The 23,566-nt window shown below is 70.0% G+C and carries 25 protein-coding genes and 6 pseudogenes; 14 read left to right on the top strand and 17 right to left on the bottom strand.

Going from position 1 to position 23,566, the window contains the following annotated elements; all coding sequences use genetic code 11:
* Positions 1 to 218 precede the first annotated feature (218 nt).
* Positions 219 to 917 (bottom strand): demethylmenaquinone methyltransferase, encoded by a 699-nt coding sequence (locus tag AC067N_RS25170; RefSeq protein WP_478681139.1) that lies wholly within the window; start codon positions 915 to 917, stop codon positions 219 to 221.
* A gap of 118 nt (positions 918 to 1,035) precedes the next feature.
* Between AC067N_RS25170 and AC067N_RS25165 the strand changes: the two genes are divergently transcribed.
* A complete protein-coding gene (locus AC067N_RS25165) occupies positions 1,036 to 2,064 on the top strand; it encodes a chitinase (RefSeq protein ID WP_478681138.1) in 1,029 nt (342 codons plus the stop codon).
* A gap of 36 nt (positions 2,065 to 2,100) precedes the next feature.
* On the opposite strand, the gene AC067N_RS25160 is transcribed toward AC067N_RS25165, so the two are convergent.
* The 6 genes and pseudogenes from AC067N_RS25160 to AC067N_RS25135 form a co-directional block, all read right to left on the bottom strand.
* Complete coding sequence (locus AC067N_RS25160; RefSeq protein ID WP_478681137.1) at positions 2,101 to 2,550, bottom strand: imidazolonepropionase-like domain-containing protein; 450 nt, start codon at positions 2,548 to 2,550, stop codon at positions 2,101 to 2,103.
* A gap of 14 nt (positions 2,551 to 2,564) precedes the next feature.
* Positions 2,565 to 3,764 carry a cyclic dehypoxanthinyl futalosine synthase gene (gene mqnC / locus AC067N_RS25155; protein WP_478681136.1) on the bottom strand — a complete coding sequence of 400 codons (1,200 nt, stop codon included), beginning with the start codon at positions 3,762 to 3,764 and terminating at the stop codon, positions 2,565 to 2,567.
* Between the two features lie 116 nt (positions 3,765 to 3,880).
* On the bottom strand, positions 3,881 to 4,654 hold the full coding sequence (locus tag AC067N_RS25150) for a prepilin peptidase (protein ID WP_478681135.1): 774 nt from the start codon (positions 4,652 to 4,654) through the stop codon (positions 3,881 to 3,883).
* A gap of 212 nt (positions 4,655 to 4,866) precedes the next feature.
* Positions 4,867 to 5,313: pseudogene (locus AC067N_RS25145) on the bottom strand (GNAT family N-acetyltransferase); the annotation flags it as partial.
* A gap of 134 nt (positions 5,314 to 5,447) precedes the next feature.
* Entirely contained in the window at positions 5,448 to 7,241 is a 1,794-nt protein-coding gene (locus AC067N_RS25140; protein ID WP_478681134.1) for a serine/threonine-protein kinase, read from the bottom strand.
* A 157-nt stretch (positions 7,242 to 7,398) separates the two neighbouring features.
* Positions 7,399 to 8,244 carry a menaquinone biosynthetic enzyme MqnA/MqnD family protein gene (locus AC067N_RS25135; protein WP_478681133.1) on the bottom strand — a complete coding sequence of 282 codons (846 nt, stop codon included), beginning with the start codon at positions 8,242 to 8,244 and terminating at the stop codon, positions 7,399 to 7,401.
* A gap of 320 nt (positions 8,245 to 8,564) precedes the next feature.
* Between AC067N_RS25135 and AC067N_RS25130 the strand changes: the two genes are divergently transcribed.
* The gene (locus AC067N_RS25130; protein ID WP_043442843.1) at positions 8,565 to 8,768 is read left to right on the top strand and encodes a cold-shock protein; all 204 of its coding nucleotides are present in this window, start codon (positions 8,565 to 8,567) and stop codon (positions 8,766 to 8,768) included.
* 110 nt (positions 8,769 to 8,878) lie between these two features.
* Here the strand turns inward: AC067N_RS25130 and AC067N_RS25125 are convergent, their stop codons facing one another.
* Positions 8,879 to 9,487 (bottom strand): helix-turn-helix domain-containing protein, encoded by a 609-nt coding sequence (locus tag AC067N_RS25125; protein WP_478681132.1) that lies wholly within the window; start codon positions 9,485 to 9,487, stop codon positions 8,879 to 8,881.
* 68 nt (positions 9,488 to 9,555) lie between these two features.
* Between AC067N_RS25125 and AC067N_RS25120 the strand changes: the two genes are divergently transcribed.
* Together AC067N_RS25120 and AC067N_RS25115 are read left to right on the top strand one after the other, a co-directional pair.
* Complete coding sequence (locus AC067N_RS25120; protein WP_478681131.1) at positions 9,556 to 10,296, top strand: AzlC family ABC transporter permease; 741 nt, start codon at positions 9,556 to 9,558, stop codon at positions 10,294 to 10,296.
* On the top strand, positions 10,293 to 10,607 hold the full coding sequence (locus tag AC067N_RS25115; RefSeq protein WP_478681130.1) for an AzlD domain-containing protein: 315 nt from the start codon (positions 10,293 to 10,295) through the stop codon (positions 10,605 to 10,607). Before AC067N_RS25120 ends, AC067N_RS25115 begins: the two co-directional genes overlap by 4 nt.
* 223 nt (positions 10,608 to 10,830) lie before the next feature.
* Here AC067N_RS25115 and AC067N_RS25110 read toward each other — a convergent pair whose 3' ends face one another.
* On the bottom strand, positions 10,831 to 11,106 hold the full coding sequence (locus AC067N_RS25110) for a hypothetical protein (protein WP_478681129.1): 276 nt from the start codon (positions 11,104 to 11,106) through the stop codon (positions 10,831 to 10,833).
* Here AC067N_RS25110 and AC067N_RS25105 point away from each other — a divergent pair.
* Positions 11,071 to 11,562 (top strand): annotated as a pseudogene (locus AC067N_RS25105) (tyrosine-type recombinase/integrase); the annotation flags it as partial. The gene AC067N_RS25110 and the pseudogene AC067N_RS25105 overlap by 36 nt on opposite strands.
* A gap of 100 nt (positions 11,563 to 11,662) precedes the next feature.
* On the opposite strand, the gene AC067N_RS25100 reads toward AC067N_RS25105, so the two are convergent.
* From AC067N_RS25100 to AC067N_RS25085, 4 genes are all read right to left on the bottom strand, one after another.
* A complete protein-coding gene (locus AC067N_RS25100; protein WP_478681128.1) occupies positions 11,663 to 12,001 on the bottom strand; it encodes a hypothetical protein in 339 nt (112 codons plus the stop codon).
* Entirely contained in the window at positions 11,991 to 12,278 is a 288-nt protein-coding gene (locus AC067N_RS25095; RefSeq protein WP_478681127.1) for a hypothetical protein, read from the bottom strand. The genes AC067N_RS25100 and AC067N_RS25095 overlap by 11 nt, the downstream gene beginning before the upstream one ends.
* Positions 12,279 to 12,663: 385 nt before the next feature.
* The gene (locus AC067N_RS25090) at positions 12,664 to 13,068 is read right to left on the bottom strand and encodes a type II toxin-antitoxin system VapC family toxin (RefSeq protein ID WP_067249461.1); all 405 of its coding nucleotides are present in this window, start codon (positions 13,066 to 13,068) and stop codon (positions 12,664 to 12,666) included.
* 9 nt (positions 13,069 to 13,077) lie between these two features.
* Positions 13,078 to 13,275 (bottom strand): hypothetical protein, encoded by a 198-nt coding sequence (locus AC067N_RS25085; RefSeq protein WP_478681126.1) that lies wholly within the window; start codon positions 13,273 to 13,275, stop codon positions 13,078 to 13,080.
* 829 nt (positions 13,276 to 14,104) lie between these two features.
* On the opposite strand from AC067N_RS25085, the pseudogene AC067N_RS25080 reads away from it, so the two are divergent.
* From AC067N_RS25080 to AC067N_RS25065, 4 genes and pseudogenes are all read left to right on the top strand, one after another.
* Positions 14,105 to 14,980, top strand: a pseudogene (locus AC067N_RS25080) (IS481 family transposase); the annotation flags it as partial.
* A pseudogene (locus AC067N_RS25075) lies at positions 14,941 to 16,059 on the top strand (replication initiator). The pseudogenes AC067N_RS25080 and AC067N_RS25075, both read left to right, overlap by 40 nt.
* Complete coding sequence (locus AC067N_RS25070) at positions 16,056 to 16,244, top strand: helix-turn-helix domain-containing protein (protein ID WP_478681125.1); 189 nt, start codon at positions 16,056 to 16,058, stop codon at positions 16,242 to 16,244. Before AC067N_RS25075 ends, AC067N_RS25070 begins: the two are co-directional and overlap by 4 nt.
* On the top strand, positions 16,244 to 17,494 hold the full coding sequence (locus AC067N_RS25065) for a tyrosine-type recombinase/integrase (protein ID WP_478681124.1): 1,251 nt from the start codon (positions 16,244 to 16,246) through the stop codon (positions 17,492 to 17,494). Before AC067N_RS25070 ends, AC067N_RS25065 begins: the two co-directional genes overlap by 1 nt.
* A gap of 133 nt (positions 17,495 to 17,627) precedes the next feature.
* Here the strand turns inward: AC067N_RS25065 and AC067N_RS25060 are convergent, their stop codons facing one another.
* From AC067N_RS25060 to AC067N_RS25050, 3 genes are all read right to left on the bottom strand, one after another.
* Entirely contained in the window at positions 17,628 to 18,092 is a 465-nt protein-coding gene (locus AC067N_RS25060) for a hypothetical protein (protein ID WP_478681123.1), read from the bottom strand.
* Positions 18,093 to 18,625: 533 nt separating this feature from the next.
* Positions 18,626 to 19,096 (bottom strand): NUDIX domain-containing protein, encoded by a 471-nt coding sequence (locus AC067N_RS25055; protein ID WP_478681122.1) that lies wholly within the window; start codon positions 19,094 to 19,096, stop codon positions 18,626 to 18,628.
* 2 nt (positions 19,097 to 19,098) lie between these two features.
* Positions 19,099 to 19,818: an XRE family transcriptional regulator gene (locus tag AC067N_RS25050; protein ID WP_478681226.1), complete on the bottom strand. Its 720-nt coding sequence runs from the start codon at positions 19,816 to 19,818 to the stop codon at positions 19,099 to 19,101.
* Positions 19,819 to 20,092: 274 nt separating this feature from the next.
* Between AC067N_RS25050 and AC067N_RS25045 the strand changes: the two genes are divergently transcribed.
* From AC067N_RS25045 to AC067N_RS25025, 5 genes and pseudogenes are all read left to right on the top strand, one after another.
* Positions 20,093 to 20,344: a hypothetical protein gene (locus AC067N_RS25045; protein WP_478681225.1), complete on the top strand. Its 252-nt coding sequence runs from the start codon at positions 20,093 to 20,095 to the stop codon at positions 20,342 to 20,344.
* Positions 20,332 to 20,577 carry a DUF7848 domain-containing protein gene (locus tag AC067N_RS25040; RefSeq protein ID WP_478681121.1) on the top strand — a complete coding sequence of 82 codons (246 nt, stop codon included), beginning with the start codon at positions 20,332 to 20,334 and terminating at the stop codon, positions 20,575 to 20,577. Before AC067N_RS25045 ends, AC067N_RS25040 begins: the two co-directional genes overlap by 13 nt.
* A 566-nt stretch (positions 20,578 to 21,143) precedes the next feature.
* Positions 21,144 to 21,704, top strand: a pseudogene (locus tag AC067N_RS25035) (replication initiator); the annotation flags it as partial.
* A 5-nt stretch (positions 21,705 to 21,709) separates the two neighbouring features.
* The gene (locus AC067N_RS25030; RefSeq protein WP_478681120.1) at positions 21,710 to 21,928 is read left to right on the top strand and encodes a helix-turn-helix domain-containing protein; all 219 of its coding nucleotides are present in this window, start codon (positions 21,710 to 21,712) and stop codon (positions 21,926 to 21,928) included.
* Positions 21,928 to 23,237, top strand: a pseudogene (locus AC067N_RS25025) (tyrosine-type recombinase/integrase). Before AC067N_RS25030 ends, AC067N_RS25025 begins: the two are co-directional and overlap by 1 nt.
* 102 nt (positions 23,238 to 23,339) lie before the next feature.
* Here the strand turns inward: AC067N_RS25025 and AC067N_RS25020 are convergent.
* Complete coding sequence (locus tag AC067N_RS25020) at positions 23,340 to 23,555, bottom strand: P-loop NTPase family protein (protein WP_158685673.1); 216 nt, start codon at positions 23,553 to 23,555, stop codon at positions 23,340 to 23,342.
* Positions 23,556 to 23,566: the final 11 nt, after the last annotated feature.

The following is a 23,566-nucleotide window of genomic DNA, read 5'->3' as shown; positions in this document are numbered from 1 at the left end:
TATGCGTTCCCGCCCGCACGTCATGCAGTAACGCGCCTCGTGGGGACCCGGTGTCCCGCAGTGCGGGCAGTAGGACGTCATGGAACGCTCCGTCATCCAGAGAACTCGTGCCGTGATCGGACGTGGGCACACGTGTGCCGCGTGCTCCGACGTATCAAACGGACGGCGTTTTCCGTTGACCGGTTCCCATCAACAGGGCGCCCTGTGGAGCATCCCCCTCACGGGTGAACCTTGAACCCCCGGTGCAGTGCGACGACCCCACCCGTGAGGTTCCGCCACGCGACGTTCCCCCAGCCGGCCTTCCGCAGCCGCTCGGCGAGACCGGCCTGGTCGGGCCAGGCCCGGATGGACTCGGCGAGGTAGACGTACGCGTCGGGGTTGGACGACACGGCGCGGGCCGCCGGCGGCAGCGCCCGCATCAGGTACTCGGTGTAGACGGTCCGGAAGGGCGCCCACGTCGGGTGCGAGAACTCGCAGATCACGACCCGTCCGCCGGGCTTGGTCACCCGGTACATCTCGCGCAGCGCCGCATCCGTGTCCTGCACGTTCCGCAGGCCGAAGGAGATGGTCACGGCGTCGAAGGTGTCGTCCTTGAAGGGCAGCCGTGTGGCGTCGCCCGCGGTGAACGGAAGCCAGGAGGTGCGCTCCTTGCCGACCCGGAGCATGCCGAGGGAGAAGTCGCAGGGGACGACGTACGCGCCGGTCTGCGCGAAGGGCAGCGAGGAGGTGCCGGTACCGGCCGCCAGATCCAGGACCTTCTGGCCGGGGCGGGCGTCCACCGCCCGCGCGACCTCCTTGCGCCAGCGCCGGTCCTGCCCGAGGGACAGCACGTCGTTGGTCAGGTCGTACCGTTCCGCCACTCGGTCGAACATCGAGGCGACTTCGTGCGGCTGCTTGTCCAGGGATGCGCGGGTCACGGGCCCATTGTGGCAGGAGGGGCCGACCGCCCACGCGGCGGCCGCCGCAAGGCGGCGTCTTTTCGCGAACGGACCCGGACGGCATGGCCCCCTGTGCTTGGTTGCTGTCGTGAGCAGCGTGAGGAGTTCCCTGAAACCGGTCGCCGCACTGATCTGTGCGGTGGCCCTGACCTGTGCGGGCTGCGCCTCCAAGGCAACGGAGTCCGCGTCGTCCGAGGGGGCGGAGTCCCCGTCGTCCGAGGGGACGGAGTCCGCGTCGTCCGAGGGGGCGGGGACCGCCACGGTGTACGCCCCCTACGTGGACGCCACGGAGGCGTCCGGCCTGGACGGCGCCGGGTCGGCCGCCGCGTACCACCTCGCCTTCGTGATCGCCGACGGCGACGCGTGCCGGCCCGCGTGGAACGGCACCACCGCGATCGGCGACTCGGCGGTGCGGTCCCGTATCGCGGCGCTGACGGAGTCCGGGGCGTCGGTGCGGGTGTCCTTCGGCGGGGCCTCGGGATCGGAGCTGGCCGAGACCTGCGACAGCGCGGAGGACCTCGCCGTGGCGTACGGCGCGGCGCTCGACGCCGCGGGTGCGACGGCCGCCGACTTCGACGTCGAGGGGGAGGCGCTGAAGGACAGCGACTCGGTGGGCCTGCGGTCCGAGGCGATCGCCCGCCTCCAGCGGGAGCGGCCGGACCTCACCGTCACCTTCACGCTCCCCGTGATGCCGTCCGGCCTCGGCGACGACGCCGTCGCCCTGCTCGATTCCGCGAACGACGCGTCCGTCGACGTGTCCACCGTCAACATCATGACCATGAATTACGCCGGTTCGTACGACGGCGACATGGGCGACTACGCGCAGCGGGCCGCGAAGGCCGCGCACGATCAGCTGAGGGACGTCTTCGGGACGTCGGGGGGCGCGGCGTGGCGGGCGCTCGCCCTGACTTCGATGCTCGGCGTCAACGATGTGGCGAACGAGACGTTCACCTTGGAGGACGCGGCGCAGGTAAGGGAGTTCGCGGAGGACAGGGGGATCGCCTGGGTTTCCCTGTGGGCGACGTTCCGGGACCGGGAGTGCGGGGGCGGGGCGAGTGACGAACCGACCGAGTGCAGTGGTGTGGTGCAGGAAGACGGGGCGTTCGCGGAGGCGCTGTCGGGATGAGCGAGGCCGGATGAGCGGGGCGGGTCTCCCCTGCCGTCACCGGCGGCGGTGCACCAGGCGGCCCGCGCAGACCGTCGCCACGCACGCGCCCGTCTCGTCGAAGACCGCCAGGTCCGCTCTGCCGTTGTCGACGATGGCCGGCGGGCGGGGAACGGCGAGCACGGCGACCTCGTTCCGCTCGGCGGCGGCGCGGAGTTCGGGGATGCCCGCGTGGTCCCCCAGCACGGCGGTCGCCCCCGACTTCAGTACCGCGTGGACGCGTTCCCGTGGGGTGGGCGCGTCGGGGAGCGGACCCTCGTGGACGCGGGCGGGGCCGAGGACGCCGGGCCACCGGCGCACGCGGGCGCCCGGGAACCGCTCCCGCATCTCCTCCAGCGGCCCCGAGGCGCGCACCCGGGGGCCCTCCACGACCACGGCGCCGTCCTTGACCGGCTCCGGGTCGTCCCAGGTGAGGCGCACCTCGTCGGCGGCATGGATCGTCAGCATGTGCGCCCCGTGCTCTAGTTGGCGCCGAGCAGCTTCAGCTCGGGGTGGGCCGTGCCGCCCTCGATGGCCGTGGACGAGATGTGGGACATGACGCGCTCGTCGACCGGGTCGTTCGCCGGGTCGTCGTGCACGACGAGGTGCTCGTACGTCGTCGACCGCTGGGCGGGGACCCGGCCCGCCTTCCTGATCAGGTCGATGATCTCCTGGCGGTTGGAGCGGTGCTTGGCGCCGGCGGAGGAGACCACGTTCTCCTCCAGCATGATCGAGCCGAGGTCGTCCGCGCCGTAGTGGAGGGAGAGCTGGCCGATCTCCTTGCCCGTGGTGAGCCAGGAGCCCTGGATGTGGGCGATGTTGTCCATGAAGAGCCGGGCAATGGCGATCATGCGCAGGTACTCGAAGATCGTGGCCTGCGTACGGCCCTTGAGGTGGTTGTTCTCCGGCTGGTACGTGTACGGGATGAAGGCGCGGAAGCCTCCGGTCCGGTCCTGTACGTCACGGATCATCCGCAGGTGCTCGATGCGCTCGGCGTTGGTCTCGCCCGTGCCCATGAGCATCGTGGACGTGGACTCCACGCCCAGGTTGTGCGCGATCTCCATGATCTCCAGCCAGCGTTCGCCGCTCTCCTTGAGGGGCGCGATGGCCTTGCGGGGGCGCTCGGGGAGCAGCTCCGCGCCGGCGCCCGCGAAGGAGTCGAGACCGGCGGCGTGGATGCGCCGGATGGCCTCCTCCACGCTCACCTTGGAGATGCGGGCCATGTGCTCGACCTCGGACGCGCCGAGGGAGTGGATGACCAGCTGCGGGAACTCCTTCTTGATGGCGGCGAAGTGCTGCTCGTAGTACTCCACGCCGTAGTCCGGGTGGTGGCCGCCCTGGAACATGATCTGCGTGCCGCCCAGTTCGACGGTCTCCGCGCAGCGGCGCAGGATGTCGTCGAGGTCGCGCGTCCAGCCCTTGTCCTTGGCCTTCGGCGGGGCGTAGAACGCGCAGAACTTGCACGCCGTCACGCACACGTTCGTGTAGTTGATGTTCCGCTCGATGATGTACGTCGCGATGTGCTCCGTGCCCGCGTACCGGCGCCGGCGGACGGCGTCGGCGGCGGCGCCGAGCGCGTGCAGCGGGGCGTCGCGGTAGAGGTCGAGCGCCTCCTCCGGCGTGATCCGCCCGCCCTCGGCGGCACGGTCGAGAACGGACTGGAGGTCGGCCTTCTCGGTCACCGGGAGCGTCCCTTTCGTAAGGGTTGAACGGACCAAGCCAGCCTACGCCAGCCGCTCGGGCCGGCCGACGTCAGCCCGGACGCCGGCGCGCGGGCAGCGCGGCTTCCGCCCCGTGGTCATGCCGCGTAGGCCTCCAGGAGCAGGCCCGCGTACGCTCCCGCGATCATGAACGGGCCGAGGGCCACGAGCTGTCCGCGCCTGGCCCGGCCGCGGGCGGCCTGGACCAGGGTCCAGACGCTGCCGACGAGCGCGCCGGCGAAGGTGCCGACGTACAGGGCGCCCCAGCCGTACCAGCCGAGGGCCGCGCCCAGGCCCACGGCGAGCTTCACGTCGCCGAAGCCGAGGGCGAGGGGGCGGATGAGGAAGAGGAGGAAGTACGCGCCGCCGAGGGTGAGGGCGCCGAACGCCGCGGTGCGCCACTCGCCCGCGTGCTCGGGGGTGAGGGCGGCGGCGCCCAGCAGGGTGAGGGCGAGGGCGGCGAAGGGGAGGGTCAGGGGGTCCGGGAGGCGCTGGACCGCGAGGTCGACGAGGACGAGCAGGACGCCGAGGGGGGCGAGAAGGAGCCAGACCGCGAGCTCCGGGCGGACACCGGTGGCCAGGGCGAGCGTCGCGCAGACGAGGGCGGTGAGAAGCGCGACGGTGCGGGTGCTCGGGCCGTAGGCGCAGGGTGCGGGCGGTGCGGTGCCGGGCCCGGGGTCCGTGCAGCGGGCTCGGCCCAGCCAGCCTCGGGCCGGGCCGGTGAGGGGGTGGCCGGTGGGACAGGTGGCCTGCCAGGGGGTGTCCTCGTCGACTGCGAAGCGGTAGGCGGGACGCGGGAGGAGGGTGCCTGCCGCCGCGCCCCAGAGGGCGGCGACTGCCGTCAGGGCGATCAGCCAGGGGTCCAGGTCCACGGGGTCAGCCTAGGGGCTGCCGGGGGTGGCGTTCGGGAGGGTTTTCCGCCCTCGCCGCCCTGCCCGTCCCCTCCCCGTCCAGGGGCTGCGCTCCTTCGCCCCCCGTCCGCCCTTCAGTCCGGGTGGCCGGGGTTCGCCGGCGGGGGCGGGACCGAGGGGTTGATCGCGCGGTCCCCCGCACCCCCGCAAGGGGCTTGCGGCCCTTCATGGGGTGCCGCGTAGCAGCGGACCCTCACCGTCTGGTGCGGGCTCCATCGCTGGTCGACCGTGGCCAGGAGTCGCCAGCCGAGGCGTTCGTACAGAGCCGCAGCCGCGACGTCGGAAGCGACCACGTCGAGTACCGGGTGCAGGGCGCGGCTGCGCGCTTCCGCCGTGGCCCGCGACACCAGCAGCGCACCGATCCCGTGGCCTCGGGCCGCCGGGGACACGAACAGCCGGTTGACCACGGCGGTCGTGTCGGCGCCCACCCCCGCGCGGGCGGCCCACAGTCCGGGCGCCACGTCCGTGCCGTCGCCGCGGGACAGGCCGATGTGGCCGACGACGCGGCCGTCCAGTTCCGCCACCCACGAGGCGACGAGCGAGGCCGGGGTCAGCCAGGTGCGCGGGTGCTCGGGCCGGTTCAGGGGGTAGCCGTCCTGCTCGTGGACCTGCGCCAGCATCCGCGCACAGGCGTCGAGGTCGTTCCCGGTCCTCGGCCGGACGGCCGGGGGGTGGGCCAGAAGCGGGCCGGGGACACTGTGGTTCTTCACCGTGGCATCGGACCACGGCCCCACACCCGCGACCAGTGAATTTCCTACTTCAGCTTCTTCATCCGGGCCGTCGGGTCGCCCGCGTCCGCGTTGTCCGAGGCGTACTGGAGTTCGTCGCCGACGGTGGTGAAGGTGACGACGTGGGTGTTCCTGGTACAGGTCCCGGGGTTGTTCTCGGTGTCGGCGATGCTCGTGGCCAGGACGTGTTCGCCGGTCACCTCCTTGAGGACCAGCCTGTCGTCGCAGGCGCCGCCCAGGAGGTCGACCGAGCGGAAGGTGCCCAGCTCCCCGCCGACGGCGGCCTGTTTCAGGGTGACCCGGAAGGTGCCCGCGGGGAGTTTGCCGTCCAGGGCGTAGCCGTCGCCCTCCCAGGTGCCGAGGTACTTCTTCGGTACGTCACCCGTCTGTGAGCCCGGGAGTTCGGAGGCACTCTCGCTGGCCGTCGGCGCGGGGGCCGCCGTGTCACTGTTGCTGTCGTCGTCCTCGCTCTGGAGCATCCCGAAGACGAGCACCGACCCCACGCTCACCGCCGCGAAGGCCCCCGCCACCGCCAGCGCGATCGAGCAACTCACCCGCCGGCCGCGTCCGTTCGCCTCGGTCGTCGAGGCCGCCGCCACGCTCAGGGAGACCTTGCCGGGCGTGGCCGGCGGTACGGTGTCCGCCACCGCGGCACCGGCTTGTGCGCCGGGCACGTGCGTGACGGGACCGGAACGGGCCTGCGGCACCGACGGCGTCACCGGCGACATGACCGGCGGCGGCCCGAACGTCCCGCTCACCCCGCCGGCACCCGCGGCCCCGCTGCTCCCGCCGGCACCCGCGGCCCCACTCGCCCCGCCGGCCCCGCTGCTCCCGCCGGCCGACGCGGCGTCCGCCGTCGCCGACACCCCGGGCTCCCCCACCGAAGGGCTGCTGAATCCCACCGGCCCGGAGGGGCCGGTTTCCGTCGCCTCCAGGTTGAGGAGGTGGACGGCGCTGCGGCCGACCTGTTCGACGAGGGAGCCGGGGAGCCAGCCGGCAGTGACCAGGCGGGCGGCGCCGTCGGGGGCGAGGGCGCGGGCGATCTCGCCGGGGGTCGGGCGGGCGCCCGGCTCCTTCGCGAGGCAGCGCTCGACGAGGTCGCGCAGTTCGCCCCGCAGGCCGTCCAGCCGGGGCGGCTCGTGGACGACCTTGTAGAGGAGCGCGGCGGAGGAGTCGCCGGGGAAGGGGGACTCGCCGGTCGCGGCGTAGGCGAGGACCGCGCCGAGGGAGAAGACGTCGGCGGCTCCGGTGACGCCTTGGCCGAGGATCTGCTCGGGGGACATGTAGCCGGGGGAGCCGATGGAGACGCCGGTCGAGGTGAGGGAGGCCGTGCCGTCGGTGGCGCGGGCGATGCCGAAGTCGATGAGGAGCGGGCCGTCCACGGTGAGCAGCACGTTGGAGGGCTTCACGTCGCGGTGGACCAGGCCCAGCGCGTGCACGGCGGACAGCGCCTCGGCGAGGCCGGCGCCCAGCACCCGGACGGTGTGCTCGGGCAGCGGGCCGCCGTCCGCGACGGCCGCCGAGAGGGAGGGCCCGGCCGCGTACCCGGTCGCCACCCACGGCACCGACGCCTCCGGGTCCGCGTCGAGGAAGGGCGCGGTCCAGGCGCCGCCCACCCGCCGGGCGGCCTCCACCTCGCGGCGGAACCGGGCGCGGAACTCCTCGTCCAGCGCGAAGTGCGGGTGCACGACCTTGACCGCGACGGTGCGGCCGCCCGCGCTGCGCCCGAGGTAGACCCGGCCCATGCCGCCCGCGCCGAGCCGGCCGAGCAACCGGTAGGGCCCCATGACCGTGGGTTCACCGACGTCGAGCGGCTGCATCGCCCCACCCCTCCCCCGTACGTCCTCTCCACGACTCCCCAGCAGCGTAGTGCCGTACGCCCGAATGGGAATGCGAACGCCGGCCGCCGATGCCACAGACCCCGGAATTCGTCAAACGAATTTCCGGGGACGCCGCGGTGAGCGGCGGAGGAAATGTTCAGGAAAGGAGATCCACCTTCACGTCCGCCGGAAATCCCGTCGTGGGGCCGACGCGGCGGGCGAACTCGGCGACCGCCCGCAGCTGCGGTTCGCCGAAGCGGAAGTCGAGGGTGGTGAAGTAGCGCTCAAGGACCCGCTCGTCGAAGGCCTCCCAGCGCGCGGCCTGCTCCGCGACCTTGGCGACCTCGACCAGGGACAGGTCGCGGGAGGCCAGGAACGCCTCGTGGACCTGCCGGGTGACCCGTGGGTTCCGCTCCAGGTAGTCCCGGCGCGCCGCCCACACCGCGAAGACGAAGGGCAGCCCCGTCCACGCCTTCCACATGGCACCCAGGTCGTGCACCTCCAGGCCGTACGCCGGCCCGTCGAGCAGGTTGGCCCGCAGCGCCGCGTCGCCGATCAGTACGGCCGCCTCCGCCTCCTGCATCATCAGCGAGAGGTCGGGCGGGCAGGTGTAGTACGACGGCTGCACGCCGACGCTCTCGGCCAGCAGCAGCTGGGCGAGGCGCACGGAGGTGCGCGAGGTGGAGCCGAGGGCGACGCGGGCCCCGTCCAGGCGTTCGAGGGGGACCTGCGAGACGATGACGCAGGACATCACCGGCCCGTCGCAGCCGACCGCGATGTCTGGGAAGGCGACCAGGTCATCGGCGTTGCGCAGGAACTCGACGAGGGTGATGGGGCCGATGTCGAGATCGCCGCGCACCAGCTGCTCGCTGAGCTTCTCCGGCGTGTCCTTGGTCAGCTCGAAGTCGAGGAGCGTGCCCGTTCTCGCGAGCCCCCAGTACAGGGGCAGGCAGTTCAGGAACTGGATGTGGCCTACGCGCGGCCGGGTGCGAGAATTGTCCACATCGCGAGACTAGACCTCATGAGGTACGGTCCGGGGTCCGGGGTCCCGAGCGAGGTCCGTGACACGATCGGCGCAACGATCGTCAATCCGGCGCAACGATCACTCAAACATCCGGGTGACGTGATCTTGACCTCTATTGCATTCGGCTGCCCCCGTGCTAGGCTCGCCGCAAGTTGCAGTTTGGTTTCCCTTGCAGTACAGAGCCTGCGGAGCATGTAACCGCGGGCTCTAGTCGTTTTCAGACGTATGCAGTTGTGCGGCACTGTTTCACACTTGCAGGTTCTGGAGCAGGGCGACCCTTTTGGGCCCAAGGAGGGCTTATGGCTACCGGAACCGTTAAGTGGTTCAACGCCGAAAAGGGCTTTGGTTTCATCGCCCAGGAAGGCGGCGGCCCCGACGTCTTCGTTCACTACTCCGCGATCAACGCCAACGGGTTCCGTTCGCTTGAGGAGAACCAGCAGGTCTCCTTCGACGTGACCCAGGGTCCGAAGGGCCCCCAGGCGGAGAACGTCACCGCCATCTGAGACCGTTCCAGTCTCTGATCCGGACCTGAAAGCAGTACCCAAGGAGTCCCGCGCCGCACGGCAACGGGACTCCTGCCTTTTTCCGCCCTTTTCGCCCTTTTCACCCTTGATCAGATGTGCTGCATGACGAGCACGAACGACGTTCCCGGCGCCAGCGCCTCGTACGAGTGCGGCACATCGCCCCGGAACGCCATGTAGTCACCGGGCCCCAGCTCGACCTCCTCGCCCCTCGGGCCCGCCTTGACCCGGCCCGTGCTCACGGTGAGGTGCTCGACCGTGCCCGGGATGTGCGGCTCCGACTCCCGTACCGACCCCGGTTCCAGCCGCGTGCGGTAGATGTCGCGGCGCGCGCCCGGCGGGCTCGCGGAGAGCAGGACCGCCGCGTAACTGGAGTGCTCGGAGTGGACCGTGGGCCCCTCCCCCGCCCGGATGACCTGCACCGCCGGCACCGGCGGCTCGATCAGCGCACTGAACGGCACCCCGAGCGCCACGCCCAGCGCCCAGAGCGTCTCCATGCTCGGATTGCCGCTCGCCGCCTCCAGCTGGGACAGGGTGGACTTGGCGATTCCGGCGCGTTTGGCCAGCTCGGAGAGGGAGAGGCCGGCACGTGCGCGCTCCCGGCGGAGGGAGGCGGCGATCCAGTCGAGCGGGAGGCGCGCCGGGGGCTTCCCGTCGTTCCCCGCCCCTCCGGCTGCGTGCTCGGGCGCTGTGTCGGCCATGTCGTTCGCTCCAGAAGTACGATCGTTCGCCTTGACGAACAGGACGGCTGCTGTTCATTGTAGAAAACATGCGTTCGCTTCTCCGAACGGCCCGCGGGCCGCGGTCGTCTCGTACATGGCCTCCGGACGTCCTCGGCGTCCACGGCTCCGGGCTGTTCCGGGACATCGCCCTGGTGTGTCTGGCCGGCGGTGTCGTCGGGGTCTCCTTCGGGGCGATCTCGGTGGCGGGCGGATTGCCGGTGTGGGTACCGGTGGTGATGTCGCTCGTGGTGTACGCGGGGGCGGCGCAGTTCAGCGCGGTGGGGATCCTGCTGGCCGGGGGCGGCCCGTTCGCGGCGGCGGCCACGGGGCTGCTGCTCAACACCCGGACGGCCGCGTTCAGCCTGGCGGTCGCCGACGTCCTGGGCCGGGGCAGGCTCGCCCGGCTGGTGGGCGCGCACCTGGTCACCGACGAGACGGTGGCCTTCGCCCTGGCCCAGCGGGACCCGGCACGCCGCCGGGTCGCGTTCTGGGTCTCCGGGCTCGGCCTCTTCACCACCTGGAACGTGTGCGTCCTCGTGGGCGCGCTGGCCGGTTCCGCCCTGGGCGACACCGCCGCGTACGGCCTCGACGCCGCCTTCCCCGCCGTACTCGCCGCGCTGGTCCTGCCCGCCCTGCGCGAGCAGCCGCCGGTACGCCGGGCCGCGCTGCTCGGGGCCCTGGTGGCACTGGCGGCGACTCCGGTGACCCCTACGGGAGTACCCGTACTCCTCGCGCTGACCGGGCTGCTCGCCCGGCGGGCCCCGGCGGGCGGGAGGGCGGCGGCATGAGCGGGGTCGTCGTGGCGATGCTCGTCCTTGCGGTGGGGACGTACGCCTTCCGGCTCACCGGGCCGCTGCTGCACGGCCGGGTCGAGATCCCCGTCCGGGCCCGGGAGCTGCTGGCCGCCGCGGCCGTGGTGCTGCTGGTGGCCCTGCTCGCCACGGGTGCCCTGACCGAGTCGGGCGGCTTCGCCGGCTGGGCCCGGCCCGCCGGGGTGCTGGTGGGCGGCGTACTGGCGTGGCGGCGGGCGCCGTTCGCGGTGGTGGTACTGGGGGCGGCGGTGACGGCAGGGGTGCTGCGGGCGCTGGGGGTGCCGTAGGTGTACGACACGCGTAGGCCGTCCCCGCGACGCGAGTAGGCCCGACGGGTGTACGGCAGATGCAGGCTCCACAGGCGCGCCACAGATGTCGGGGTGAGTCGCCTCGCACCCCGCCGGCCGACCGCGCGGACGGGGCCGAGGACGTCGAGCGAGCCGACGCCGAGGGTGACGTCGGCGCAGTCGGCGAGGAAGGCCCACGGCCTTCGACAAACACGGGAAAGCTTCAGCCGAGGCAGGCGTCAAGCGCTGGGTCCTCACGCACAAGCCCGTTGACCTCAAAGAGGAATTCGTCCGCCGAAAGTCCGAAGCAAACGGCAGCCCACCCGCGTTCCAGCATCTGCACGCCCGCGCCATCGACGCCGAAGCCGCCGCCCAGGCCCTGCGGGAGGACAACGACCGGCTCCGCGAGCGCGTCGCCGTCTATGCCCAGGTCATCCACGAACTCCGCACCGAGCTGGATGGGCGCACCGACACCAGCGCCCAGCGCAGCCTCACCCATCTACCCACCAAGACCCGAGCATCCGAACGACGTATCGCCCTCCCCACCGAATGCATCAACTCCCTCAAGATCCACCAGGAAAGGCAGCGGGAAGAGCGCCAGGCCGCCGGAACGGGCTGGACGGACAGCGACCTCGTCTTCACCACCCCGAAGGGCAAACCGCTCGACCCCACCAACCTCACCCGCCGCTTCCGCCGCCTCCTCCACGTCGCAGAACTCCGGACCATCCGCTTCCACGACCTCCGGCACTCGACCGCAACCCTGCTCCTGGAACAGGGCGTCGACCTCGTCGTCATCAAGGAACTCCTCGGCCACGCCCACATCGGCGTCACCGCCGGCGTCTACGCCCACGTCCGAATCCGCCTCCAGCGCCAGGCCATCGACACCCTCGGCGACGCGCTCAGCCCCACCGATGACGGCCCTGACGCCCCACCCACCGCAGCCGTCGTCCGCTGACGTTGCCGTCACCGTTGCCGTCAAACGCCAGGATGCCCCTTTCACCATCACCCGGGAAAGGGGCATCCTGTTTCACTCTGCGAGAGCACCTATGGGCGAGTTAGCTTTCGCCCAGGAATTGCAAAACTCCTTCAGGCCCACCTGATTCGATGATGCCCTTAAAGGAATCCAGCATCGCCGCCAGGCCACCCTTCGGAATGATCACGAGATCGGGGCACTGGAAATATGACCCTCCGGAGCATTCTCCAGTCTCCCGCCAGCGATTCATCACCTGATCGATTGCACGCAGCGTCATGAATGTGGCGCTCCATCGCGTCCCGTCCGGCAGACAGAGTTCTGCGTCGACGTTCTCGACGGTTTCCTTGTCGTCCTCCGCACCCAGCATGAAGAGCGCACTGAACTGCTGGTTCTCTACGCGGTAGAGAGGGTCACTGGCCATAGAGCTGGTTCAGCCTCGCAATCACCTTGGACTCGTTCGCCTTGTCGGATTTGCCAACGATCTGAATCCCGCCATCGACGTTCCGGAAGAACAAGCGACCACCGTTCCTTCCTCGCCCATAGGTGACATCCGTTCCAGCCAAAGCCTTGCTCCCAAGTCCCGGATTCATATTTCCGCGAGACAGTTGCTGGAACAGGCTATCCAGATCCGCCTGAACCTTCTGATTCTTCCCTGCCTGCTGCGCAGCCTTCACCAGCGCTGAATCTTCGCTGATCACGGAGGACATCGTGAGGCAGCCGCTGGAATTATGAACGAGCACCGGCGTCGAACCCGCCAGCACATAGTACGTGTGCTACGCGATCTCTCTCTACCTGCGTTTTCGCAGGTCAAGTGATATTCGTCGGTCCGCTGAGGTACGGAGTCGGCCGGGGTTGTTCGTGGTTGTTGCCGTCGCTACTGCCGTCAAGGGTCTTGCCCCCTCAGGCAGGGCTGGGGCCTCGCGGCGGCTCGGCCGTCCGACAGTGCGGGCCGGGGCGGGTTCGCCGCTCGGAGGAGCCAGCTTCGCTCCCTGTCGGAGGCGATGCGCCGACAGCCCGTTTCTGGTCAGCCTGGTCACGGGCCGCTGCCCCTCGCCGGGGAGCCCGGTCCGGCTGCGTCGGCGGCTACTCCGTGCCGAGGATGCGCAGACCGTGGTGGGCTTGGAAGTCCTCGTAGTCCTTGAGGTTGAGCGTAGCCAGCGGCAGGTCGTAGGTGAGGGCACAGGCCGCGATCCACATGTCGTTGATCGGGCGTGGCCGTCCGCGCTGGATGCCCGCGGCTGACAGGCGGCCCCAGGTCGCGGCCACGGCTTCGTCGCCAGGCAGGATCGGGATGCCAGAGAGCCAGTCGGCGAGTTCCTGGCGGCTGCGCGTGCCCCAGTGACGGATCTCGGTCCACTTGGTCAGTTCACCGAAGGTCACGAAGGTGATCAACGGCTTGCGGCCGATCAGCCTGGTGGCGAGCGGACCGGTGAGCTTGCGCTTGTGGGACAGCGAGGCGACGTCGGTGTCGAGGATGACGGGTTGCACGGCGGCGGCTCAGGCGACGTCGCGGTGACGCTCGGCGTACGTGAAGGCCAGGAACGCCTCCAGTTCCTCGTCCGACTCAAAGGTGTCGGCGGCGAGGTCGTCCAGGGACCGGATCGGCTGGGTGTTCTTCGCGGCCAGCAGTTCCTCGACCGAAACACGGGGCCGAAGCGGCGGGTAGCCGGAGTACTCCGCGTCGGGTGCGCTCATCGGGACCTCCACGGAATGGGATACAGCTACCAAGGCCAGCATACGGGGGCTGCCCCGCGCCGACACCGGACTTCACCCCACAGCCCATCTCCGAACGTGCGTGTGCCGGTCCTCGCAGGTGCCAGCAGGATCTCGGGCCGATGGCCTGCCTGGGGATGTGGTCGGGTACAGGCAGAGGCCCTGAACCGGGCCAACGAACGGGGCAGGCAGTTGGTCCTGCTGCATCAGCGCGTCCGCCCGGACGGCTTGCCCCGCCGGGAGCCAGGTTCTGGTCAGCTCGGTCACCAAACGTCGACGGATCCTGAGTCGGTCGTCGCTCAAGGCCCGACGCGCGTCCGTGGGCCGCGCCGGGAGCTTCGCGCGCTCCCCGCCGGAGGCGACGTCGGCCACCGCCCTCGGTGAGCCTGGCGATGGACGTGAAGGGTCGACCCCCTGGTCGGCCCTGTGCCTGCGATCCGGCCGTAGGACGGTCGTAGGTGACAACTTGCTGTGCGAAGCGCGAGGGTTCCAACGCCCCCAACTCTGCTCCGGCAGAACCAAGTTAAGTCTCGCTCGCGCCCGGGTCCGGCCGTCCGTCAGCACCTCGGTCGGGCGTCGGCTACTCGCCCGACGGCGGGTCGGTCGGCGATGTTCGGCCAGTTCAGACGGCTGGACGCCGCCTTGAACCTCGTACAGAAAATCTGAACGCACACGCCGGGCGGCCGGGTGTCCGGTCCCGGGAGATGCTTGACACTTCGATCCCAGCTGATGGTTGACGGTGGCCGTGATCGGCTTTTCTGTGCACGTCGTTGTGGTGTGTGGCAGGAGGCCGGGATTGGCTCTGGTGGAGTTGTCGGTTGTCGAGCAGAGATACCGGGCTGTGCTCGCGGTGCTGGCGGGCGCGACGGTGACGGAGATCGCTGCGTCGCTGGGGGTGTCGCGGCAGACGGTGAGCGGGTGGAAGTCGAGGTATGCCGCCTCGGGCCTGGCGGGGCTGGCGGACCGGTCACGCAGGCCGGCCTCGTGTCCGCATCAGGCCTCCGCCGAGGTGGAGACGGCCGTGTGCGAGCTGCGGCGCAAGCACCCTCGCTGGGGTCCGCGGCGGATCGCTCATGCGCTGGAGCGGTCCGGGGCGGTGAGCCCGCTGCAGTCACGGATGACCGTGTATCGGATCCTGGTCCGTCACGGTCTGGTGGAGCCGGGGGTGCGGCGGCGGAAGCGGTCGGATTACAAGCGCTGGCAGCGTGACCGGCCGATGCAGTTGTGGCAGATGGACATCGTCGGCGGGGTGATGCTGGTCGACCCGGTGACCGGGGAGTTGACTGAGGCCAAGGTCGTGACGGGTGTGGATGACCATTCCCGGTATTGCGTGATCGCGTCGGTGGTGGAGCGCGCGACCGGGCGGGCGGTGTGTGCGGCGTTCGCCCGAGCGATGCAGAGGTTCGGGGTGCCGGAGGAGGTGCTGACGGACAACGGCAAGCAGTTCACCGACCGGTTCGGGCAGGGTGGTGAGGTGCTGTTCGACCGGATCTGCCGGGAGAACGGGATCGCGCACCGGCTGACCCAGCCGGCGTCGCCGACCACGACGGGCAAGGTGGAGCGGTTCCATCAGACCCTGCGGCGTGAACTCCTGGACGATTGTGGTCCGTTCGAGAGCGTTGAGGCGGCTCAGCAGGCGCTGGATGCGTGGTCGCCGCCACCGGCCAGCTCGCGCCCCTCGCACGGCAGATAACCGGACTCGGCGGCTGCGCGCACCCGATCCGCCTGACCGGGCACCGTACGCGCCTGGACGCCGTTACCGGTGAGGTCCTCGACCACTTCGACTCCGGCCGGCTCCCGGCAGGCGAACTGCTGGTCCGCTGCGGCAACCGCCGCGCCACCCGCTGCCCGGCCTGCTCCACCGTCTACCGCTACGACACCTACCAACTCATCGCCGCTGGCCTTCGCGGCGGCAAGACCGTCCCCACCAGCGTCGCCGTGCACCCGCGCGTGTTCGCCACCCTCACCGCCCCCGCTTCGGCCCCGTCCACAACCAGCCCGACACCGGCCGCTGCCACTGCGGCGCCCAGCACGCCGACGACGACCCGCTCCTCGGCACCCCGCTCGACCCCGACCGCTACGACTACGCGGGCGCGGTGCTGTGGAACACGCACGCCCCTGCCCTGTGGGCACGCTTCACCACCCACCTGCGCCGAGATCGCCAAGGCCCCCGGGCTCACGCAATGGACCCTGCGGGACCACGCCACGCTCTCCTACGCCAAGGTCGCCGAGTACCAGAAACGGGGCCAGGTCTACTTCCACGCCGTCATCCGCCTCGACGGACCCACCGGCCCCGGCAGCACCCCGCCCGCCTGGGCCACCACCGGGCTCCTCGACCCCGCCGTCCGCGCCGCCGCCACCCGCACCGAACGCACCGCCTGGCGAACCGACCGACCCGACACCCAGACCCCAACCCCGGCGTCGGCTGAGACGCAGACCGGCCAGACGGACGGCAGTCAGGTCAGCGACGACGCCGGACACCTCACTGACCTGGCCGCCGGTCACCGTCCCGGTCACCGCAACATCGACGGTCAGCGCGTGGACTCGGACACGACGCTGGTCATCTCCCACTGGCAGTACGCCGGAACCGGCCTCCTGCCCGAACTCGAACACCTTGCCGACCTACTGCAGACCCGGACCGGGCAACCGACCCGAACCCGCCACTCGGAGCGCCCAGGTGACCGCGCCGGTCAGTCCGCCGGTCACCCGGTCGGCCACGCCACTCATCGGCTGACCAGCACTGTCCGGACGGGGGCCCTCGCGTGACCACCGGCACCGAACTCCTCACCGTCCCCCAGGTCATGGAACGCCTCCAACTCGGCCGCAGCGCCGTCTACGACCACATCCGCACCCGGCAACTCCCCTCCATCACCCTCGGCCGCGCCCGCCGCATCCCCACCCACGCCTTCACCGACTTCATCCGCACCCGCCTGGAACAGGAAGCCGCCTGATGACCACACCCCGCGACGCCCCCGCCTCCCGCCGCAGCCGCGCGAACGGCGACGGAACCGTCTACCAGCGCAAGGACGGCCGCTGGGAAGCCGCCGGATACGTCCTCGCCGCCGGCAACACTCGTCGCCGCGTCCGCGTCTACGGCACCACCCGGAAGGAGGCCCTGGCCAAGCTCACCGAGAAGGTCGCTGCCAGCAACCTGGGCCTGCCCGTCGCTGCGGCCGACAGCACCGTGAGCGACTACCTGACGTACTGGCTCAACAGCGTCGCCGTCCACCAGATCCGGGAGAACACCCACACCCGCTACGCCGCCTGCGTCCGCCTTCACCTCATTCCCGGCCTGGGTACGAAGAAGCTCGCCCGGCTCACCGCCCGCGACGTGCGTACCTTTCTCGACCGGCTCCGCACCACCTGTCAGTGCTGCGCCCAGGAACGGGATACCGACCGGCGCTCCTGCTGTGCCATCGGCCGGTGCTGCGGCAAGGGCCTGTCGCCGCTGACCGTGGCCTACGTCCACTCAGTCCTCAAGTCCGCCCTGGAGCACGCCGTCCGTGAAGACGACGTGCACCGCAACGTCGCCCGCAACGTCAAGACCCCTGCGCCCCGCCCCCGGCGCTTCCAGCCCTTCACCGCGAGCGAGGCAAGGCAGTTCCTGGAGGCAACCAGCGGCGACCGGCTTCACGCGCTGTACGAACTCGCCCTGCGCACCGGTCTCCGCAAGGGCGAACTCCTCGGCCTGCGCTGGGAAGACCTTGACCTCGACGGCGGCACGGCCAGCATTCACCACTCCCTCCAGCGCACCCACACCGGCGGCCTGACCACCCTGCACACCAAGACCCGCGCCTCCGAACGCCGCATCGCCCTTCCCACCGAGTGCGTCCACTCCCTCAAGAACCACCGGGAGCGTCAGCAGGAGGAACGCCGAGTCGCCGGGACTGCCTGGGCAGACAGCGGGCTCGTCTTCACTACCCCGACCGGCCGCCCCCTTGACCCCGCCAACCTCACCCGTCGCTTCGGCCGACTCCTCAATTGGGCCGGGCTCCGCCGTATCCGCTTCCACGACCTCCGACACTCGACCTCGACCCTGCTCCTGGAACAGGGCGTCGACCTCGTCGTCATCAAGGAACTGCTCGGCCACGCCCACATCGGCGTCACCGCCGGCGTCTACGCCCACGTACACCTCCGCCTCCAGCGCCAAGCCATCGACGCCCTGGGCCACGCTCTCGGGCGGCCAGGCCGACGACCCTGACGACCCACCTGCCGCAGCCGTCGTCCGCTGACGTTGCCGTCAGCGTTGCCGTCAAGCAGCGAGAAGGCCCCGCTGGAGGCACTCCGGCGGGGCCTTCGCAATTCACTCCTAATTCTCTTGGGAATGAGATCTCCTACTCCGGAGAGAATCCCCGAATCGCTGGATTATCCGCCAGCCCGGGGGCGAACCCGGTCAGGCGAGAGTACGCCTCTCGCAGGAATTCACCGAATGCATCCACGAGCTCTTCGCGATCGACGGGAACTCGCCATTCATGCTTCGATGACGTAATCACGACGAGATCCCCCTCCCGCCGAAGCCGAATGACTTCATCGTTTTCTGTGAAGCCGATCGCCGAATCCTCTCCTGAAGAAAGGCGATTCAACGCATGACGAAGGGACAAGGCCAGGTCCACAAGGGTCAGGTAGCCCTGCCCAGAGATGACCTCAACCCCATCGACCACGAGCTCTGCACGTACCCCGAAGTACTTGTAACAGAGGTCCATCTCACTGACGGCTGACGGGCTGACCTGGCACACCTTGTCCCAGGTGTCGCGCCAAGGCGACCCAGGACCCGGGGGCTCAAAAGAGAAGTGAATCACGGATTCCTCGACTTTTCGCTAATCATCTAGAACGGGAACGCCGTCACGGCTTTACCGTCGTTAACGATGACACGGATGCTTGTCAACTCTCCACCCCCATTTGCCGGACCAGCCCTGTCGACAGGAACACCGAAGTCCCATTCATATATCTGCCCGGCGCGGGGCCTACCGGTCTCAGGGTCCGGAGTGTTCGGCCTTGGTGTCCCTCGATTGACGGTCTCCGCTATTCGCCCGCGAACATGCTTAGCCTTGCCTGTGAGGATTCCAGCTTTATCGTCGATCTTCACACCGCCAGGCCGGTGCCGATCCACAATGTGCTGCCAGTCTCCATTTTCCAGCGCTGCGGTTCCGCACAGGCCATTCGAATTGTGCACCAGGACCGGCGTCTCGCCCGCCAGCACATAGTACGTGTGCTACGCGGCGCCGCTCCACCTGCTTTTCCGCAGTTCAAGCGCTGTTTGCTGGTCCGGTGAAGTGCGTGGGTGTCCGTGGTTGTGCGGGGTTGTTGCCGTCGGCTACTGCCGTCAGCCGGTTCAGCCCAGGTACGGCTTTTCGCGGTGTTCCAGGAAGTGCTGGAGCCTGAGTCGTTGGGTGTGGTGCATCGGCAGCTGCTCGATCTCTTCCGGCGGTACGAACCGGAGTTCGGTTGACTCATCGGAGATTGCCAGTTGGCCGCCGGTGATGCGGGCGGTGAAGCAGACGTTGAACTGTCGGCGGACCTCGCCGTCGGTGTAGGCGATGATGTGTTTCGGGTCGGTGTAGGTGCCGACCAGGCCGGTGATCTCGACGTCCAGGCCGGTCTCTTCTTTGACTTCGCGGACGGCTGTGCCGGGCAGGGAGTCGGTGAGGTCCATGCCGCCTCCGGGCAGGGCCCATAGGTCGTTGTCGCGGCGGCGCTGGAGGAGGATGCGTCCGTGGTCGTCGGTGACGACGGTGGAGGCGGCGACGACCATGCTGTTCGGCTTGGGTGCGTTGGGGTCGTCGTAGTACTCGGTGCGGGCCACGGTCAGCCTTCCTCTCGTACGGGGGCTGCTGTCGTCCACACGGCGTCGAAGCTCTCGGCGTAGGTGTCGAACATGCCGCCTGTCTCGTGTCGGCGAAGATGCCATACGGGGGCGGCGTACGCGTTGACGCCCCAGACGTGGGCGTTGACGAGTTGCTGGTCGTCGGCGCGGTAGAGGGAGTTGTAGAGCGTGGTTTCGTGGGTGCGGACTTCGATGCCCGGGGTGCTGGCGAGCGGTCTGTAGTGCATGAGTGCGAGGCGGCAGCGGGATTCGATGCCGTGGCCGAACCGCTCCTCTTGGCCGCGGGCTTGGACGTTGTCGCTGTCGGGGTCCCCGATCGCGATGCGGACGGTGCAGCCTTCGGCGGCGCGTTCGGTGAGGAGTTCGTTCAGCCGCGGGTAAGCCTCGTGGAGGAAGACTGCCGCGTAGACGAGGATGTCGATCCGTTCCCGGGCCTGGGCCATCAGGTCGGTGAACGTCGAGACGGGGAGGTCGGCCCGCTGCTCGTAGAGCGCCACCAGTTCGGGGCTGATGGCGCGGGCGGGGCGGGCCTGGCGGAGCGCCGGCCAGAGTGCGTGCACGTCTTCTCCCAGGGCTTTGGCCGCCTGGAGGGCGGTGGCACGGCGTGGGATACGCCCGAGGTTCACCCAGCGCTCGACCGACTTGGGGTCGACCTCGACCTGCTGAGCGAGTGCGGCGTACGTCCAGCCTCCCGCCGTCATGACGGCTCGTAGTCTCTCGTTCGGCACGAGTCTCCCCTTTCGTCTCGGGACGGCACTAGGGACGTTTTACACGGTGCAGGACGTCCCGAAGTGGGGTTTGGTGGAGGTTCCTTCGTCCCAGTGACCGGCGTGAGGATCGGTGCCGACCCTGCGGCACCAACAGGCCCAGGGGCACGCATCAACGCCGCCGAGGAGCGTCACCGTGCCGAATGAGCGCCACCCCATGTGTTCCCGCCCTGCGACTGGACGCCCGGTCGCGCGCCGCCTCGCCGGGGTGGTCACGATGACGGCCCCCACCCCTGATGCCTACAGGCACACCGTCTCGCCCGATACCGGCGCCCTGGTGGTCGACCGGCGGAGCGGCAAGGTGGGCGTGGTGATGGGGCATGTGGGGCCGTACGTGCAGCTTCGACCGCCACGCGGTGGCCTGGAGTGGGACGTGCCGCCCGAGGACGTTCGCCCACCGACTCCGACGGAGGAGTTGAGCGCGAAGGTGGCCGTGGCCAACCGGAGGTGGGGACGGTGACCCCTCGCTCGGTCCTGCGGTACGAGACCTGGACTCTCCAGCCCGACCGCGAACCGGACGCGGAGCCGGTCCTGTACGCGATGCAGTGCGCCGTGGACGGAGAGACCTCACCGTCAAGCGAGGACTTCGCCGAACCGCAGAACTGGGTGCTGCGGCACTGCGGCCAGAACCCGTTCCACCACACCTACCGGGAGATCATCACCCGGCCCTGGCGGGCTTGGCGGCGGACGTGACCCGTCCCGCTCGCTCAGGAGCCGCACCCCGCTGACCTACCCAACTCCCGTCCCTGCCGGGCACGGCCGATCGAGGCTCCCCCTCCTCGTCAGCCCTGGCAGGGGCGGGCCCTTACGTGCGTGCCGTGCCCATGGCCATGAGGTTCTGGCCTCAGCCACAGAAAGTCAGCCACGACGGCGGGCGCCCCGACCGATCACCCGTCACGTGTGTCTCGCTCAACCCCGCACCGGCATCAGCCCAGTTATCTCCATCGTCACGGTCCCAGCCAGGCACAACGGCCGCGTTCCGGACGACAGCTCCGCCGGGGTGTCGACGCCGCACGGTACGAACTCGCCGGACGGCCTCTCGGGAACCCAGCCGGTCTGCTGCTGAGCGGTCGAACAGCGGGGCTTCCGATTGACAGTCCGGCCTATGCCTCTGGGCCCTGCGCGCCGAGTGGTCGGCGGCCGTCGCCAGCGGGGCGGCAGACAGGAGCGGGCGGCGGTCACCGACCGCCGGCGCGCGGCGGCCCGCGTCAGCGGGACGCCCTTGATCAAGTAAAGAAACTCTGAACAGCTCGCCCTGCGCCGAATTCACCGACCAGGCCGTGGCCGCCTACGTGGCCAAGTACGCGACCAAGTCCGCCGACGCCTCCGGCGCCCTCGACCGCGCCCTGTTCTGCCGCCCCTGTCAGGGACGCGGCGCCACCCTCCTGCCCCACGGCACCCCGCTGCCGTGCACCGCCTGCGGCGGCACCGGACAGGCCCGCCCGTTGCCCCGGCTCGCCGTTGCCCGCCATGTGCGGCAGATGATCCGCACCTGCTGGGAGCTGGGCAGGCTGCCGGAGTTCGCCGACCTGAAGCTCTGGAAGTGGGCGCACATGCTCGGCTTCCGGGGCCACTTTTCCACCAAATCCCGCAGCTACTCCACCACCCCCGGCGCGTTGCGCGACGCCCGCCGCGCCTGGCGCACCGAACAGGCCCGCGCCCACGCCGGCCTGCCCAAGCCCCACCCGGACACGACCCTCGTCGTCGGCCACTGGGCCTACCAGGGCACCGGCTACAGCCCCGGCGCGGCACTCCTCGCCGCCGCCGTCTGGCACCGCAGAGAACTCGCCCGGCAGTTCATCGCCGAAGGGGGTTGCTGATAACCATGCAGGCACCCGCCGCGCCCCACCAAGGGCCGAGCACACCGGAGGAACTGCTGACGGTGCCACAGGTCATGGCACGCCTCCAGCTCGGCCGGTCCGCCGTCTACGACCTGCTCCGCACCCGCCAGCTCGCCTCGATCACCCTCGGCCGCGCCCGCCGCATCCCCACCCACTCCCTCAACGACTTCATCCGCACCCGCCTCGAACAGGAAGCCGCCTGATGACCACACCTCGCGACACCCCCGCCTCCCGCCGAACCCGCGCCAACGGCGACGGAACCGTCTACCAGCGCAAGGACAGCCGCTGGGAAGCCGCCGGATACGTCCTCGCCGCCGGGCAACACCCGCCGCCGCGTCCGCGTCTACGGCACCACCCGGAAGGAAGCCCTGGCCAAGCTCACCGAGAAGATCGCCACCAGCAACCGCGGCCTCCCCGTGCCCTCCGCACAGGGCAGCGTTGGCGCGTACCTGACGTACTGGCTCGATGCCGTTGCCGTCCACCACCTCCGTGAGAACACCCACACCCGCTACACCGCCTGCGTCAACCGGTACCTCGTCCCCGGCCTGGGCAAGAAGAAGCTCGCCAAGCTCTCTGCAAAGGACGTCCGCACCTGGCTCAACCAGCTCCGCACCACCTGCCAGTGCTGCGCGCGCGGCATCGATGCGGGCCGTGATGAGCCCCGTTGCTGCGCCGTCGGAACGTGCTGCTCCAAGCGGCTCTCTCCGCTGACGCTGACCTACATCCACTCCGTACTCAAATCCGCACTCGAACACGCCGTACGCGAGGAAGAAATCCCTCGCAACGTGGCCCGTAACGTCCGCACCGGCACACCCCCGGCCCCGACGCTTCGAACCCCTCACCACCGACGAAGCCCGCCAGTTCCTCACAGCCGCGCGCAGACACCGGCTCCATGCCCTGTTCGAACTCGCGCTCCACACCGGACTCCGCAAAGGCGAACTCCTCGGCCTCCGCTGGAAAGACCTCGACCTCGACCGGGGCACGGCCGCTGTCCGCCGCACCTTGCAGCGCACCAGCACAGGCGGACTCACCACATTGCCCACCAAGACCCGAGCCTCCGAACGCCGCATCGCCCTCCCCGCCCGCTGCCTCCAGTCACTGAAGCACCACCACGAACAACAGCAGCGCGAGCGTGAGGCCGCAGGCACCACGTGGCAGCACAACGGGCACGTGTTCACCACTCCCCAGGGCGGACCGATCGACCCGACCAACCTCACCCGCACCTTCACCACGCTCCTCCGCAAGGCCGGCCTCCGCCGCATCCGCTTCCACGACCTCCGCCACTCGACCGCCACCCTGCTCCTGGAACAGGGCGTCGAACTCGTCGTCATCAAGGAACTCCTCGGCCACGCCCACATCGGCGTCACCGCCACCGTCTACGCCCACGTCCGACTCCGCCTCCAGCGCGACGCCATCGACACCCTCAGCACCGCCCTTGACGGTCCTGCCAACGACGAGTCGACCCGCGACGACAGCGACGACCCGCCGCTGTGCGGAGCCACCCTCCACTGACGTTGCCGTCAACTACTGCCGTCACCCACCGCAGAAGCCCCGCCAGGACGCACCTGACGGGGCTTCAAATTTGCTATCGCCACTTAAGGCTGGTGAGCATCTTCACTCTTCGAGGCCGGACTGAAGCCGCTGCCAATCCTCCTGCTGATCGCGCCAGGCAGCGCTCGCATAGATCGCAGTTTTCGCCTCAGGCAAAGACAGGCCAAGCACACGAGAAGCTACGTAGATCGCTTCGATCGGCGACAGGCCAAGTTCCCGCAGTTCCCGGAATACCGGTTCCCGCTCCACTTGCCCTCGGCCCGTGATGCTCGATGCCAAACCGTCCAGTC

The sequence above is a fragment of the Streptomyces sp. NPDC042364 genome (assembly GCF_056437585.1).
The sequence above is the reverse complement of the archived record's forward strand: the minus strand, read 5'-3'. Positions and strand labels throughout refer to the sequence as shown.

What these genes read in the sequence shown, in the direction of transcription:
- AC067N_RS25160 (WP_478681137.1), bottom strand. Translation starts at nt 2,550, where the DNA reads ATGCTGACGATCCATGCCGCCGACGAGGTGCGCCTCACCTGGGACGAC.
- AC067N_RS25140 (WP_478681134.1), bottom strand. Translation starts at nt 7,241, where the DNA reads ATGCAGCCGCTCGACGTCGGTGAACCCACGGTCATGGGGCCCTACCGG.
- AC067N_RS25130 (WP_043442843.1), top strand. Translation starts at nt 8,565, where the DNA reads ATGGCTACCGGAACCGTTAAGTGGTTCAACGCCGAAAAGGGCTTTGGT.
- AC067N_RS25125 (WP_478681132.1), bottom strand. Translation starts at nt 9,487, where the DNA reads ATGGCCGACACAGCGCCCGAGCACGCAGCCGGAGGGGCGGGGAACGAC.
- AC067N_RS25120 (WP_478681131.1), top strand. Translation starts at nt 9,556, where the DNA reads ATGCGTTCGCTTCTCCGAACGGCCCGCGGGCCGCGGTCGTCTCGTACA.
- AC067N_RS25115 (WP_478681130.1), top strand. Translation starts at nt 10,293, where the DNA reads ATGAGCGGGGTCGTCGTGGCGATGCTCGTCCTTGCGGTGGGGACGTAC.
- AC067N_RS25110 (WP_478681129.1), bottom strand. Translation starts at nt 11,106, where the DNA reads ATGGGTGAGGCTGCGCTGGGCGCTGGTGTCGGTGCGCCCATCCAGCTC.
- AC067N_RS25100 (WP_478681128.1), bottom strand. Translation starts at nt 12,001, where the DNA reads ATGGCCAGTGACCCTCTCTACCGCGTAGAGAACCAGCAGTTCAGTGCG.
- AC067N_RS25085 (WP_478681126.1), bottom strand. Translation starts at nt 13,275, where the DNA reads ATGAGCGCACCCGACGCGGAGTACTCCGGCTACCCGCCGCTTCGGCCC.
- AC067N_RS25065 (WP_478681124.1), top strand. Translation starts at nt 16,244, where the DNA reads ATGACCACACCCCGCGACGCCCCCGCCTCCCGCCGCAGCCGCGCGAAC.
- AC067N_RS25050 (WP_478681226.1), bottom strand. Translation starts at nt 19,818, where the DNA reads ATGACGGCGGGAGGCTGGACGTACGCCGCACTCGCTCAGCAGGTCGAG.
- AC067N_RS25030 (WP_478681120.1), top strand. Translation starts at nt 21,710, where the DNA reads ATGCAGGCACCCGCCGCGCCCCACCAAGGGCCGAGCACACCGGAGGAA.